We start from the raw sequence: 13,454 nt of genomic DNA, 5'->3' as shown, positions 1-13,454 counted from the left end.
CCGTCCGCCCGCCGGTTGGGGTGGGAACGGGGTTGTTATGCGCTACCTGTGGTCGATTCCGGCCGCGGTGGTCGCCTGGTTCGTGGGCGGCTTCTCCGCGACGTACCTGAAAGGGCTGCCGGACGGTGCGACGTACTTCGTGCCGCCGCGGATCGATCTCGTGCTGCTGGGCGGGTTCGCGGGCGGTGTGCTGGCCGGGCTGCTGATCGGTCGTGTGCGCGCCGCCGTACCCGTGGTGCTGGTCGTTGCCGCGGGCATGTGGTGGCTGACCGGGAACTCGTTCTCCGACCGGGACATGCTGATCACGTTGCTGGCGGCAAGCGCTGTCGGCGCGTTTTTCGGTGCCCTGGGCACCAGAAGCTCGGTGGTCGCGGCGTTCGCGCTCGCGCTGCCGGTGGCCTGGTACGCGCAGCGGCCGGCCGGGCAGCTGGCCGACTGGCAGTGGCTGTGGCAGTTGAACGGTCTGCTGGTCGGCGCCGGGCTCGCCCTGCTGCTGTACTTCGCCTGCTGGAAGCGCGGCTGGCGGTCGGTGGGCTCGTGGATTCCAATGGCCGGGTTCTACCTGGTCTGCAACGGCTTCGTCGAGGCGGTGCAGGTGGTCGCCCGCTCGAACGGCAAGCCGATGGACGCCGTCGGCGACGCGTCGACGGAGGCGTTCTTCCAGTCATTCCAGCCGCTCCTGCGCGAGTACTGGCCGTGGATGGTGGTCAGCGTGCTCCTGGCGATCCCGATGGTGGCGCTCAAGCTCCGCGCCCTCCCGCCACCACCGCCGCCCCCGGACCCGTACGCCGAGCGCACCAACGACGCCGTACTCTCCGACGACCTCGACTGGATCGACCAGCAGGAGGCCCCACGCCGCCTCCTGCCCCGCCGCCAACCGGTGAACTAGGCGACAGGCTCGGCCGGCTCCTCGTCCGGGGGGACGAAGTCGGGGTCGCCGCCCTCGTCGCCTGAGCGGGCTCCGGCCTGGGCGAGATGCGACACCGACTCCAGCTCGGCCAGGACCGACTGGTGCTGATCCACGCAGAGCACGACGAGGTCACCCCGGTTGGATCGGCTGAGCGCGTGGCGTACGGCGTCCAGCTCCTCCAGCACCGTGTCGACCTGACGGCAGCGCGCACCCTGCGCCATCGCGGCCCGTACGCCGGTCTCGATCAGCGAGGCCGACTCACCACGTTTCCGTCCGCGCAGCCGGGCATCCTCGCGCACGATGACCACGTCGAAGTGCTGCGCCGCGACCTCGCCCAGTTCGCGGATGTCGTCGTCGCGGCGGTCGCCCGCGGTCGCGATCACGCCGATCCGGGACGGCCGCCCGAGCTCGGACGACGCGGTCAGGCTCTCGCCGAGACGGTCGACGAAGTCGCCGAGCATCCGCATCGCCGGCGCGTTGTGGCAGTAGTCGACGATCACTGTCCGCCCGTCCACGTCGATCTCGTTCAACCGGCCGGGGGACAGGTAGTACGACGTACTGAACGTCCGCAGGCCCTGCCGGATGTCGTGCAGCGACGCACCCGCTGCGAACGCCGCCGCCGCGGCCGCCATCGCGTTCTGCACGTTCATCATCGCCCGGCCGCCGAACGTTGCCGGCAGCAAGTGAGTCCAGGCCAGCTGCATCGACCGGCGACCGTGCTTCACCACGATCATGTCGCCGAGGTCGGACCGCTCCAGCACGACCGCGCGACCACCGCGCCGGCAATGCCCCTCGATGTAGTCGCGGACCTCGCTGCCCGGCTCGGCCATGCTGAACCACACGACCTGCCCCGAGCACTTGCGGCGCATCTTCCGGACCAGCGGATCGTCGGCATTGAGTACGGCGTACCCCGTCCGCGGCACCGCCTCGACCAGGACCGCCTTCACGTCCGCGAGTTGCTCGAGCGTGTCGATACCCCGCATCCCGAGGTGATCGGGCTGGATGTTCAGCACGACGGCGACGTCGTTGCGCTCGTAGCCGAGGCCCTCGCGCAGGATCCCGCCGCGCGCCACCTCGAACACCGCGAAGTCGACCCGCGGGTTCTGCAGCACCATCCGCGCCGACTTCGGCCCGGACGCGTCCTGGCGGATCACCAGCCGCTCGTCGATGACGATGCCGTCGGTCGAGGTCATCCCGACCTTGCGGCCGAGGCCCTTGAAGACGTGGCTGATCATCCGCGCGGTCGTGGTCTTGCCGTTCGTACCGGTCACCGCGACGATCGGGATCCGGCTGGTCGCACCCGGCGGGAACAGCATGTCCACCACCGGCTTCGCGATGTACTGCGGTTCGCCGATCGTCGGGTTCGTGTGCATCCGGAAGCCGGGTGCCGCGTTCACCTCGCAGATCGCGCCGCCGGTCTCACGCACCGGCTGGGTGATGTCGGGGCAGATGAAGTCGATACCGGCGATGTCGAGCCCGATCATCCGGGCCGCCTCCTCGGCGATCTCGACGTTCTCCGGGTGCGCCTCCCAGGTCCGGTCGATCGAGATCCCACCGGTGGACATGTTGCCGGTGAGCGTCAGCTTCACCATCACGTCCTCCGGCGGTACGTCGTCCAGCTCGAAGCCCTGGTCGCGGACGAGCTGCCGGGCGGCGGCGTTGATCGTGATCCGGGTCAGGATCTTCTCGTGACCGACACCGCGGCGCGGGTCGGCGTTGGTGATGTCGACCAACTCGGCGACGGTGTGGATGCCGTCGCCGACCACGTGCGCGGGTACGCGTTCGGCGATCGCTTCCATCCGTCCGTTGATGATCAGGCAGCGGTAGTCCTTGCCGGTGACGAAGTTCTCCACGATCACCGAGCCGCGCCGGGACTGCTCGGCCGCGATCGGGAACGCCTCCCGGACCGCGTCGGCGTCCTGCAGATTGAGGCAGACACCGCGGCCGTGGTTGCCGTCGAGCGGCTTGCACACGACCGGGTACCCGATCTTGTTCGCAACCGTGACGGCCTCGTCGACCGTGCGGATCGATTCCGACCGCGGCACCGGCAGACCGGCCGACGCGAGCAGGCGGGTGGTGAGATCCTTGTCGCTGGCAACGTCGACCGCGATCGAACCGGTCTCGGACGTCATCGTGGCCCGGATCCGCTTCGCGTGCACGCCCTGGCCCAGCTGCACCAGGCTGGCCTTGTTCAACCGGATCCACGGGATGTCCCGGGACACGGCCTCGTCCACGATCGCCTGCGTCGACGGGCCGAACGCGGTCCGCTCGGCCTGCTTGATGAACCTCTCCAGCTCGGTAGTGAACTCGAACGCCGGATCTGGCTGGACCAAGTTGTTCACGAACCGTACGGCGAGTTCACCCGCCGCGAGGCCGACCGCTTCGTCGGCGTACGCGTAGGTGATGTTGTAGATGCCGGGGGAGCCCTTCACCTGCCGCGTCTTGCCGCGGCGCATGTCGTGGCCGGCCTCCTGCTGGAGCTGGAGCGCGACGTGTTCGGCGATGTGCCCGAGCCAGGTGCCTTCGTCCAGGCGCTCGATGAACCCGCCCCGGCGGCCGCGGGAGCAGTGGTGCTGGTCGAGCCGGGGGAGGTCGGCCAGCAGCCGCTCCTTGAAGCCGGGGATGGTGTTCGACGGGAAGTTCTCGAGCGAGCCGAGGTCGACGACGAGATGGATCGCGGGGTCGTAGCTCCAGACGTTCGGGCCGCGGTAGACGCGGGTCTCGATGATCTTGAGGTCAGGAGCGGGGGTGCCGTGCGTTTCGGTCATGTGTTTCCGTTGTCTGCTTGCGTGCGGTCGGGGAGCTCGGATTCGGCGCCGGCCGTGATCGGCTCGGTCGCCTCCGGTCTGGACTCCCCGGCCCCTACCGCTTTGGCGGACTTCTTCGTCGTCCGGCGTCCCGCACGCTTCTTCCGGTCCGCGTAGTACTTCGGTGAGACCCCCTCGGCCGCGATCTCCTTGGCCAGTTTGCGCAGGTCCGCCTCGGCAGCCTCCATCTCGGCGAGCTCCGTCGCGGGCGGCTGCTTGCCGAACGACAACAGCACCCGGTCCTGCAGGTCGAACGTCGCGGTGGCCGGCAGCACATGCAGTACGACGCCGGACGCGAGCAGCGGCTCGGACCGGCCGGCGTAGTGCCCGTTGGAGGTGATCCGGCTGCCGTCGAAGATCGTCACCGCGCCGCGGCCGACGACCTCCAGGTGTGTGCCGCGGAACACGGCCGCGGTGTCCTCGTCGACGCCGATCCCGAGCAGGCCGGGGGACTGGGCGACGAGCGACAGCAGCCGGCCGTACCGGTTCCGCTGGGCGAAGTGCTGGTCGACGATCGCGCCCTGGACCAGCCCGAGCCCGCCGGACAACTGGCTCATCCGCTGCCGCGGGGTGGCGCCGGAGCGCCCGAACGCGATCATGTGCTCGGCCAGGATGCTCGCGCCGGCCGACGTACCACCGACCGCGGCACCGCGCGCGTGGGCGGCGGTGACGGCGCGGCCGAACGCCGTACCGGTGACGACACCGGCGAGCTTGAGCTGGTTGCCGCCGGTCATGAACACACCGGTCGCGTCATTCAGCGGGGAGATGAAAGCCGGGTCGTCGGCGTCCTCCCGGTTCTCCGGGCGAACGCCGACCACACTCTCGGCCCCGAGCGCGGCGAACAGGGCCCGGTAGACGTCGATGACATCGGGCCCGAGCGCGGACGCGGTAGGCACCACCACGATCCGCGCCTTGGCCCCACCCGCCGCTTCCACGAACTCCTGCAGCACCGTCCGCTTCTTCAGCTTGTCCTCGGCCCCACCGATCGCAAACAGGGCACCAGGCCCACCCTGCAGTTCAGACATAGGCGAAGAATAGGTGCTGACCCCCTCAGTGACCGAACGTGAACCAGTTCAGGTTGACGTAGTCGGCTGGTTGGCCGCTGGTGAAGGTTATGTAGACGGTGTGGGTGCCGGTCACGGACGAGATGTTGGCTGGGATGGTTCGCCAGGACTGCCAGCCGCCGGTGTTGCCTACGGCGAATGTGCCGATGGGGGCGTTGGAGCGGCTGTCCAGGCGTACTTCGACGAGGCCGCTGACGCCTCCTGCGGCGCCGGACGCGACGCGCGCGACGAACTGGGTGGCCGCCGTGCTGCCGAAGTCGATGCCGTTGTACTGCGCCCAGTCGCCGTTGCCGATCTGCATCAGGTTCTGGCCGCCGCCGGTGTCCGTGGTGGTCTCCAGGCCCATCCCGGACTGCTGCGCGTACGACTCAGCCTGCAATGTGCCGTACGCTGAGGAGCCGCCGCCCGGCGGGGGAGTCGTCGGGGGCGGAGTGCTGCCGCCGCCCTTCGTCGAGACCGCCACGTAGTCGACCATCATCGGACGATCCGGCACAGTCGATGCGCGCGGCGTGGGGCCGTTGAGCGCATCCGGGAATGCGCCGCCGATCGCCAGGTTCAGCAGCACGAAGTACCCGGCGTGCGACGTCATGTTCGACCACGTGTCGGCCGGCAGCTGCCCCTGGCTGACCGAGTGGAACTGCTGCCCGTCGACGTACCACCGCAGCTGGTTCGGCGACACCGACGTGTCCCACTCGAACCGGTACGTGTGGAACGCGGACTGGCAGCTCGAGCCCGGGCACGCGCGGTTCGCGCCGATCCCGGTCGTCTCGTTGCACGGTCCGCCCGGGCTGACGCCGCAGTGCAGTACGCCCCACACCGAGTTGATCCCGTTGACGTTCTCCATGATGTCGAACTCGCCGATCCCCGGCCAGTTCCAGTAGTTCCCGCGGTACGGCGCACCGAGCGCCCAGAACGCGGGCCAGTACCCGAGCGCCGCATCACCGATCACGTTCGGCATCTGGATCCGGCTCTCGATCGCCAGCACACCACCCGACGGCGGCTTGAAGTCACTCCGCTGACTCTCGATCCGCGCCGACGTCCAGTTGCCCGCGGCATCTCGGCGCGGCGTGATCCGCAGGTTCCCGGTGCCGTCGAGCGACACGTTGTCCGGACTGTTCGTGTAGTTCTGGATCTCGCCGGTACCCCAGTTCCCGGGGCCGCCCGGGTAACCGTGCCCGGTGTCGATGATCCAGTTGGAGCCGGACGGCAGACTGCCGCTCGACCCGTTGAAGTCGTCACTCCACACCGTCGACCAGCCGTCGGTAGGCGGCGGCACACTCGCATGCGCGAGCGGTACGACGGCCAGCAGAGGCGCCAGCAGCGCAAGTACTAATGGGCGGGTACGCATGAACCTATGGGAGCGCTCTCATCGCGCACTGTCAACAGCTCGTCACAGGTGCGTGCGAAACACCGTCGTACTGCGTCGCACCCGCATGCCGAGGCGTTCGTACATCGCCAGCGCGCCGGTGCCGGAATGCGTCCAGAGGATGCAGGTACTGCGGCCGCGGGCGCCGAACTCCGCGCAGGTGCGATCGAGCATCGCGCGGGCGATGCCCTTCTTCCGCTGGTCGTCGCGGACCGCGAGCTGCTCGACGTACCCCTCCTCGCCGTCCAGCGCGATCACCGCGCCGACCACCTCGTCACCGGCGTACGCGAGCGTCGACACCGCCGGGAGGAACGTCGCCCGCCCGACCGTCAACTCGCTCCACTCCTCGAAGGACTTCCGCCGCGGCTGGAACGCCGCGAACGCCGCCTCGATCAGCTCGTACACCTCATGCGCCCGAGCCTCGTCGTACGCCGTAAGCCGGATCCCGTCCGGTGCAGCGACCGATCCCGAACTGATTGGTCGCTCCAACAACCAGTTGGTCGCCAGAACGTCGCAGCCGCGGGACCGCAGCAGCTCCGTCCCGGCGAGGTCCGCGTCGTCGACGATCTGCGCGAACCACTCGCTGCCACGCGCCCGCGAACCCGCCTCGGCCCAGTCGAGCAGCCGCGTCCCGATCGCGAGCCCGCGGTACGACGAATGAACGTCGATCTGCGCGTGCTTGCCGTCGTGCAACCACGCCCACGCGGCGACCTCGCCGTCCGGGGCGATGACGACCAGCGTGTCGCGCTCGAGCTGGATCATCGGCCGGCTGAGATTCGCGGCCACCTGATCAGGAATCACCTCGGCCTGGCCGTGCCACTCGCGCTCGTTCGCGGCGATCAATCGGTAGATCGCGTCCGCATCGTCAAGCGTCGCCGGCCGGTCGGTGAAGTCCATGGGCCGATCTTGCCGCATCCACCCGGACCAACCGGCCGAATTGCAGCTTGTTGCGATCAGGCCGGGGTCTCGGCGTCGGCGACTTCTACTTCTTCGCGAGTGATGCCGAGCAGGTAGAGGATCGTGTCGAGGTAGGGGACGCTGAGATGGGTGTCGGCGGCAGCACGAACCACCGGCTTGGCGTTGAACGCGACGCCCAGACCGGCCACGGCGAGCATGTCGAGGTCGTTCGCGCCGTCGCCGATGGCCACGGTCTGCGTGAGCGGAGTCCCGGAGCGTACGGCGAACTCGCGCAGCGCGGCCGCCTTGCCGGCGCGGTCCACGATCTCGCCGACGACCCGGCCGGTGAGTACGCCGTCGACGATCTCGAGCTCGTTCGCCTTCGCGTAGTCGATGCCCAGCTCGGCCGCGAGCTTGTCGGTGATCTGGCTGAACCCGCCGCTGACGATCGCGAACTGGTAGCCGAGTCGCTTCAGCGTGCGGACCAAGGTACGGGCGCCGGGCGCGAGCTCGATTTCGGCGTACACCTCGTCGAGCGCGGTCGCCGGCAGCCCCTCGAGCGCCGCGACCCGATGCCGCAGCGATTCCTCGAAGTCCAGCTCGCCGCGCATCGCCTTCTCGGTGACGGCGGCGACCTCGTCCAGCCGGCCGGCGTGCTCGGCGAGCATCTCGATGACCTCGCCCTGGATGAGGGTCGAGTCGACGTCCATCACGATCAGCCGCTTGGCCCGCCGGTACAACCCGCCGTCCTGTACCGCGACGTCCAGCCCTTGCCGCACACCTTCCAGCGCGAGGACCGTCCGCAGCGTCTCCGGGTCGGCGCCCGAGACCGCGATCTCCATCGCGGTGACCGGGTACCGCGCCATCCGGCTGATCCGGTCGATGTTCGCGCCGGTGTCGGCGATCCGGCCGGCGACCGCGGCCAGTCCGGCGGCGGACAGCGGATGACCGATCACCGTCACCTGGCTGCGGCCCTTGCGCCGCGGCTCGTTGTCGCCGACACCTTTCTTCACCGAGATGTCGACGTCGAGCATGCTGGCGAGTGCCTTCAGCTCTTCCTTCAGGTCGTTGTGGTCACGCGGCGCCGACAGCAGTACGCCGAGCACCAGGCGCCCCCGCAGTACGACCTGCTCGGCGTCGATGACCTCGAGCCCACGCGTCGCGAGCGTGGAGAGAACGGCGGAGGTCAGGCCCGGCCGGTCGGTCCCCGTCAACGTCACCAGCAGCGTCGGCCGCTCGGCCGCCGCAGTCTCGAGTTCAAGCTCCGTGGGATCAGTCATCGCACCCCGAACGCTACCTATATGAGATGACCGTCCAATGGCCGGTCCAGATCTCAAGCATGAACGGGTGGCGCGCAGGCCGCGACCAGCGCCCGGCGGGCCGCGGCCGCGAGATCGAGAAGCGCCCGCCGGCGAGCGTCGGCCTCGGCCCCGGTCACCGCTGCACCGTCATCCTCCAGCGCCGCGTCTGCGATGGCCAGACACCTCCGGGCGGTGGCCGCCGTCTTCACTGCGCGTGGTTCGTAGCCCGGAGCAAGGACGTCTCCGTCGCCGCGGCCGATCTTGCGGATGTCGATCAGCGCGTCCGCGACTTCGGGCTTCCACCGCGCGACCTCGAGCGCGGCCAGCGAATCGGCCGCGTCGATCAACGACAACCGCAGACCGCGATCTGCCTCGCCGAGGTCGGCCGGCAGCGGACTCGACGCGGGTAGCACGGACCACTGCACTGCCGGCCCGACGTACGCCGGAACGAGTCCGAGCTCGGGCCCCGTGAGTACGACGGCTTCGCCGGTCTCCAACGCGGCCTCGTTGAACGACGGCGGTCCGGCCAGGCCGATCGGGTCACCCGGGACGGGCAGCGCGAGGTGCGCCTGCGTCGTACCCGCGGCGCGGAGCAGGTTGAGCGCGACCGGCAACGTGGCCGGCTCGGGATGCCCGGCCAGTCCGGAGACATGGTGACCGACGTCGTCACCGAGGATCTTCGACGCGGCGGTGTCGGGGTCGCAGGCGCCGGTCAGCATCGCGTTCGTCCAAACGGTGAACCGTACCGAGGCGGAGGTCGTCAGCACGCCCGCAAGTCTCTCACCACCCGACCACACGTCGTCGACGGCGACCCCTTAGGTTTTGAGCATGACTGCAGTGGTGGAGCTGGCCGGGGTGACGATCGTCCGTGGTGGCGCACGGCTGCTGGACGGGATCGACTGGACGATCGACGAGGCCGACCGCTGGGTGGTGATCGGGCCGAACGGCGCCGGCAAGACGACCCTGCTGCAGATCCTCGCCGCGCAACTTCACCCGACGACCGGCGTCGCCGGCCTGCTCGGTGAAGTGCTCGGCGCCGTCGACGTGTTCGAGCTGCGGCCGCGGATCGGACTCACCAGCGCCGCATTGGCCGACCGGTTGCCGAAGAGCGAGCGGGTCTCCGATGTCGTCGTCTCCGCGTCGTACGCCGTGCTCGGTCGATGGATCGAGCAGTACGACGACCTGGATCACCAACGTGCCAACGCACTACTGGCCGAGCTCGGGATCGGGCACCTCGCGGACCGGACGTTCGGGACGTTGTCCGAGGGGGAGCGGAAGCGGGTCCAGATCGCCCGCGCGCTGATGACCGACCCCGAACTGATGCTGATGGACGAGCCCGCGGCCGGCCTCGACCTTACGGGTCGCGAACAGCTTGTCCGCTCGCTCAGCGCGATCGCGACCGCGGTCGGCGCCCCCGCGATGGTCCTCGTCACCCACCACGTCGAGGAGATCCCGCCCGGCTTCACCCACGCACTCCTCCTCAAGCAGGGCCGGGTCGTGGCCGCCGGCCCGATGGACGAAGCCCTCACCGCCGAAACCCTCAGCGACACCTTCGACCTGGCCCTCACCCTCAAGCAGGAAGACGGTCGCTACACCGCCCGCGCCCTCTGACCCCGGGATCCTGTGGCCGACCAGACGCGTCCAAACACCTGCTTGCAGGCCCCGACGTGGATAGGCTTGGGAAATGATGGATTGGCTGCGGGACAATGTGTGGGCGGCGTGGCTGACGATCGCCGCCGTCCTCGGCCTGGCTGAGCTGGCCTCGCTCGACTTCACCCTGCTGATGCTGGCCGCCGGTGCGCTCACCGCCGCGGGGGTCGCGGCGTTCTTCCCGGGACTGCTCTGGCTGCAGATCGTCGTCGGCCTGATCACCGCGGCCGCGATGCTGGGGGCGATCCGGCCGATGATCGTCCGCAAGATCCATCACGGCCAGGAGCTGAAGACCGGCTCCGCCCACGTGATCGGCCGGACCGGGACGGTGGTGAAGGAGATCCATCCCGACGGCGGCGGCTCGATCCGCCTCGGCGGCGAGCTCTGGACCGCCCGGCCGTACGACGAGATCTCGACGATCGCCCCGGGCACCCGGGTCGAGGTGATGCACATCGACGGCGCGACCGCGGTCGTCTACCCGGTCGGCGAGCCGCTGCACCACCAGCTCGACCTGCCCGAGCCGAGCCAGGACCCGAAGCCGACCGACCCGCCCCAGAGCTGAACGCAGAGCTGCACGCAGACCTGAACCAGTCGATCGGTTGAGTGGTCCCCTCCGCGCAGTAGTGTCGAAGGTGCAGGGCGGTTGATGTAGCTGCTCGATCAGGCATCCGACGCGCCGGGAACCGGTACGGCGCCTGCCCCGTCGATACGGAAGACTGTCCGTCCTGAGGGTCCGTTCGAGTGGAGGGTCAAAGTGACCGCGTTCCTCATAGTCCTGGCACTGGTCGCCTTATTGGTGATCGTGACCTTGGTCAAGTCCGTCCGGGTGGTGCAGCAGCAGACCGTCGGGATCGTCGAGCGGTTCGGCAAGTTCAAGACCGGTCTGCAGCCCGGCCTGAACCTGTTGACGCCGTTCGTCGACAAGGTCCGCTACACCATCGACATGCGCGAGCAGGTGGTCGCGTTCCCGCCGCAGGGCGTCATCACCGAGGACAACCTGATGGTGTCGATCGACTCCGTCATCTACTTCCAGGTGAACGACCCGGTCCGGGCGACGTACGAGATCTCGAACTACATCCAGGCCATCGAGCAGCTGACCATGACCACGCTGCGAAACATCATCGGTGGTATGGACCTCGAGCAGACGCTGACGTCTCGCGAGGAGATCAACGAGAAGCTGCGGTACGTGCTCGACGAGGCGACCGGCAAGTGGGGCATCCGGGTCAACCGGGTCGAGCTCCGCTCGATCGACCCGCCGCCCTCGATCCAGGACTCGATGGAGAAGCAGATGCGCGCGGACCGGGACAAGCGCGCCGCGATCCTCACCGCGGAAGGTATGCGGCAGTCCGCAGTACTGTCCGCCGAGGGTCAGAAGCAGTCCGCGATCCTCACCGCCGAAGGTGACAAGCAGTCCCGCATCCTCCGCGCCGAGGCCGAGCGGCAGGCGCGGATCCTGAAGGCACAGGGTGAGGCGCAGGCCATCACCACGGTCTTCAACGCGATCCACGCCGGCAAGCCGGACCAGGGTCTGCTCGCGTACCAGTACCTGCAGATGCTGCCGTCGATCGCCCAGGGCGACGCGAACAAGCTGTGGATCGTGCCGAGCGAGATCGGCGACGCGCTCAAGGGTCTGGGCAGTGCGGTCGGCCAGGTGGCCGGCATCACCCAGAAGGCCGAGGGCGACTGGCACGCGCCGGAGCTCTCCAACGGCGAGGTGGCCGAGCTCGACTCGTCCGCCGCTGCGCCGGCGGCAGTGGCCGAGGCCGACAACGCGGTCCGCGAGGCGATCGCGGCTGCCGAGTCCGCTGCCGTGAGCACCCGCAGCCAGGCTGCTGCACCGGCCACGCCGTCGATCCCGCCGCCTGCTCCGTCGCAGGAGCCGCCGGCCGCGGAGCCGCCGCAGCGCTGACAGTTGTACGTCGTACCACCAAGGCCTCCCCGGTCAGCCGGGGAGGCCTTTGTCTTGTCGATTGACTACCAGTCGATCGCATACTGTCTGCTCAATGTGCGGACTGGTGAGCGCGAGGCGCGATCGGGTGCGTAAAGTCAGGCAGCGATGACATGGTACGAAGCGGTGTTCGTCCTGCTGGCGGGGATGGGCGCGGGAACGATCAACGCCGTCGTGGGGTCGGGCACACTGCTCACCTTCCCCGCGTTACTTGCTGTCGGCATCCCGCCGGTGCTGGCGAACGTCAGCAATACCGTCGGTCTGGCGCCGGGTACCGCGGCCGGCGCGATCGGCTACCGGCGCGAGCTCGAGGGCCAACGCGGCCGCATGCTGCGGTTGATCCCGGCGTCACTGGCCGGCGGCATCGTCGGGGGAGTGCTGCTGCTGACGCTGCCCGACTCCGCGTTCCACGCCGTCGTACCGGTGCTGATCCTGCTCGGCTGTCTACTCGTCGCGTTCCAGCCGTGGCTGTCGAAGTGGATCAGTGCTCCGTCGCACCTGCACCGCGGCGCCTGGTGGGTGATCCCGGCCGTCTTCGCCACCGGTGTGTACGGCGGGTACTTCGGGGCCGCGCAAGGCGTACTGCTGATGGCGATCCTCGGCCTCGGACTGGACTCGAACCTCCAGCGGATGAACGGCCTGAAGAACGTGCTGGCGACGGTCGTGAACACCGCCTCCGCGATCCTGTTCATCATCGTCCACGACATCGACTGGCTCGCCGCCGGTCTGATCGCGGTCGGCTCGACCATCGGCGGCTTCCTCGGCGCCCGCTACGGCCGCAAACTCCCGCCGATCGCACTCCGCGCCCTGATCGTCTGCATCGGCATCCTCGCCATCGTCACGATGGTGTTCTGAGCTGTAGTCCGGCCAGCAGCAGGTCCAGCCCGTAGTCGAACTGTTCGTCGCCGCCTGTCGTCCGGGCCAACTCCGGTGCCAGCTCGACGACTGACGGGAACTCGCGCGCCGACAGCGACTCCATCGTCGCGCGCAGTCGCCGCCAGGCCTCGGGATCGCGACGCTCGGCTGCCATCTGGATCTCCCACGACGTCGAGCCGAGCACGTACGTGAACAAGGTCGTATGCGTGCGGGCCGCCGTCTCCGCGTCGAACCCGGCCGCCCGCAGTACGCCGAGCAGTCCCTCGGCGACCCGCGCCGTCTCGTGCCCGCTCAGCGGCCGCCCGGCGAGTAGTTGCGCAAGGCAAGGATGTTGGAGCATCAGCAGCCGCAACGACCGGCACACCGCCCGCACCTGATCGGGCCACGGCACACCATCAGGTACGGGGGGCAGCAGGCCCATCAGGTGATCGCGGACCGCGTCGTACAGCTCGTCCTTGTTACGGAAATAGGTGTAGAGCGCCATCGGGCCGACACCCAGCTCGGCGGCCACGCCGCGCAGACTGAAGGCGTCCGTGCCGCGGGACTCCATCAGCTCGAGCGCGGTCCGCACGATCAGCTCGGAGCTGAGCGTGTTCCGCGGTGTCCTGGCCATGTGACGCACCTCCCTTCGACGT

12 protein-coding genes are annotated in these 13,454 nt (G+C 69.1%); 5 read left to right on the top strand and 7 right to left on the bottom strand.

Features of this window, described 5'->3' with window-relative positions; all coding sequences use genetic code 11:
- The first annotated feature begins 37 nt into the window (after window positions 1-37).
- A complete protein-coding gene (locus tag ACFWUU_RS17025) occupies window positions 38-889 on the top strand; it encodes a hypothetical protein (RefSeq protein ID WP_380176621.1) in 852 nt (283 codons plus the stop codon).
- Here ACFWUU_RS17025 and cphA read toward each other — a convergent pair.
- From cphA to ACFWUU_RS16995, 6 genes are read right to left on the bottom strand one after another with little or no spacing between them, the layout of a single operon-like run.
- Window positions 886-3,678, bottom strand: a complete 2,793-nt coding sequence (gene cphA, locus ACFWUU_RS17020) for a cyanophycin synthetase (RefSeq protein WP_380176619.1) — start codon at window positions 3,676-3,678, stop codon at window positions 886-888. The two genes, ACFWUU_RS17025 and cphA, sit on opposite strands and share 4 nt — an antisense overlap.
- Window positions 3,675-4,742, bottom strand: coding sequence for a cyanophycinase (locus tag ACFWUU_RS17015; RefSeq protein ID WP_380176617.1), 1,068 nt, complete (start codon window positions 4,740-4,742; stop codon window positions 3,675-3,677). Before ACFWUU_RS17015 ends, cphA begins: the two co-directional genes overlap by 4 nt.
- A gap of 25 nt (window positions 4,743-4,767) precedes the next feature.
- The gene (locus ACFWUU_RS17010; RefSeq protein ID WP_380176615.1) at window positions 4,768-6,129 is read right to left on the bottom strand and encodes a glycoside hydrolase family 16 protein; all 1,362 of its coding nucleotides are present in this window, start codon (window positions 6,127-6,129) and stop codon (window positions 4,768-4,770) included.
- Between the two features lie 42 nt (window positions 6,130-6,171).
- Window positions 6,172-7,044: a GNAT family N-acetyltransferase gene (locus ACFWUU_RS17005; RefSeq protein ID WP_380176613.1), complete on the bottom strand. Its 873-nt coding sequence runs from the start codon at window positions 7,042-7,044 to the stop codon at window positions 6,172-6,174.
- A gap of 56 nt (window positions 7,045-7,100) precedes the next feature.
- Window positions 7,101-8,324 carry a phosphoserine phosphatase SerB gene (gene serB / locus ACFWUU_RS17000; RefSeq protein ID WP_380176611.1) on the bottom strand — a complete coding sequence of 408 codons (1,224 nt, stop codon included), beginning with the start codon at window positions 8,322-8,324 and terminating at the stop codon, window positions 7,101-7,103.
- Window positions 8,325-8,377: 53 nt separating this feature from the next.
- Window positions 8,378-9,112, bottom strand: coding sequence for a hypothetical protein (locus tag ACFWUU_RS16995; protein ID WP_380176609.1), 735 nt, complete (start codon window positions 9,110-9,112; stop codon window positions 8,378-8,380).
- A gap of 61 nt (window positions 9,113-9,173) precedes the next feature.
- Here ACFWUU_RS16995 and ACFWUU_RS16990 point away from each other — a divergent pair, with 61 nt between their 5' ends.
- From ACFWUU_RS16990 to ACFWUU_RS16975, 4 genes are all read left to right on the top strand, one after another.
- Entirely contained in the window at window positions 9,174-9,956 is a 783-nt protein-coding gene (locus ACFWUU_RS16990) for an ABC transporter ATP-binding protein (RefSeq protein WP_137254867.1), read from the top strand.
- A 73-nt stretch (window positions 9,957-10,029) separates the two neighbouring features.
- Complete coding sequence (locus ACFWUU_RS16985) at window positions 10,030-10,557, top strand: NfeD family protein (protein WP_137254868.1); 528 nt, start codon at window positions 10,030-10,032, stop codon at window positions 10,555-10,557.
- Between the two features lie 192 nt (window positions 10,558-10,749).
- Complete coding sequence (locus ACFWUU_RS16980) at window positions 10,750-11,904, top strand: SPFH domain-containing protein (protein WP_371401862.1); 1,155 nt, start codon at window positions 10,750-10,752, stop codon at window positions 11,902-11,904.
- Between the two features lie 147 nt (window positions 11,905-12,051).
- Entirely contained in the window at window positions 12,052-12,798 is a 747-nt protein-coding gene (locus ACFWUU_RS16975) for a sulfite exporter TauE/SafE family protein (protein WP_380176607.1), read from the top strand.
- On the opposite strand, the gene ACFWUU_RS16970 is transcribed toward ACFWUU_RS16975, so the two are convergent.
- A complete protein-coding gene (locus ACFWUU_RS16970) occupies window positions 12,782-13,432 on the bottom strand; it encodes a TetR/AcrR family transcriptional regulator (protein ID WP_380176605.1) in 651 nt (216 codons plus the stop codon). The genes ACFWUU_RS16975 and ACFWUU_RS16970 overlap by 17 nt on opposite strands.
- Between the last annotated feature and the right edge of the window lie 22 nt (window positions 13,433-13,454).

This window comes from Kribbella sp. NPDC058693, from assembly GCF_042715335.1.
Classification (GTDB): Bacteria; Actinomycetota; Actinomycetes; order Propionibacteriales; family Kribbellaceae; genus Kribbella; species Kribbella jiaozuonensis.
This window is presented reverse-complemented; position numbering and strand designations above follow the sequence as displayed.

Bases quoted from the DNA above. Each gene is read 5' to 3' on its own strand.
- ACFWUU_RS17025 (WP_380176621.1), top strand. From the start codon at position 38: ATGCGCTACCTGTGGTCGATTCCGGCCGCGGTGGTCGCCTGGTTCGTG.
- cphA (WP_380176619.1), bottom strand. From the start codon at position 3,678: ATGACCGAAACGCACGGCACCCCCGCTCCTGACCTCAAGATCATCGAG.
- ACFWUU_RS17015 (WP_380176617.1), bottom strand. From the start codon at position 4,742: ATGTCTGAACTGCAGGGTGGGCCTGGTGCCCTGTTTGCGATCGGTGGG.
- ACFWUU_RS17010 (WP_380176615.1), bottom strand. From the start codon at position 6,129: ATGCGTACCCGCCCATTAGTACTTGCGCTGCTGGCGCCTCTGCTGGCC.
- ACFWUU_RS17005 (WP_380176613.1), bottom strand. From the start codon at position 7,044: ATGGACTTCACCGACCGGCCGGCGACGCTTGACGATGCGGACGCGATC.
- serB (WP_380176611.1), bottom strand. From the start codon at position 8,324: ATGACTGATCCCACGGAGCTTGAACTCGAGACTGCGGCGGCCGAGCGG.
- ACFWUU_RS16990 (WP_137254867.1), top strand. From the start codon at position 9,174: ATGACTGCAGTGGTGGAGCTGGCCGGGGTGACGATCGTCCGTGGTGGC.
- ACFWUU_RS16985 (WP_137254868.1), top strand. From the start codon at position 10,030: ATGATGGATTGGCTGCGGGACAATGTGTGGGCGGCGTGGCTGACGATC.
- ACFWUU_RS16975 (WP_380176607.1), top strand. From the start codon at position 12,052: ATGACATGGTACGAAGCGGTGTTCGTCCTGCTGGCGGGGATGGGCGCG.
- ACFWUU_RS16970 (WP_380176605.1), bottom strand. From the start codon at position 13,432: ATGGCCAGGACACCGCGGAACACGCTCAGCTCCGAGCTGATCGTGCGG.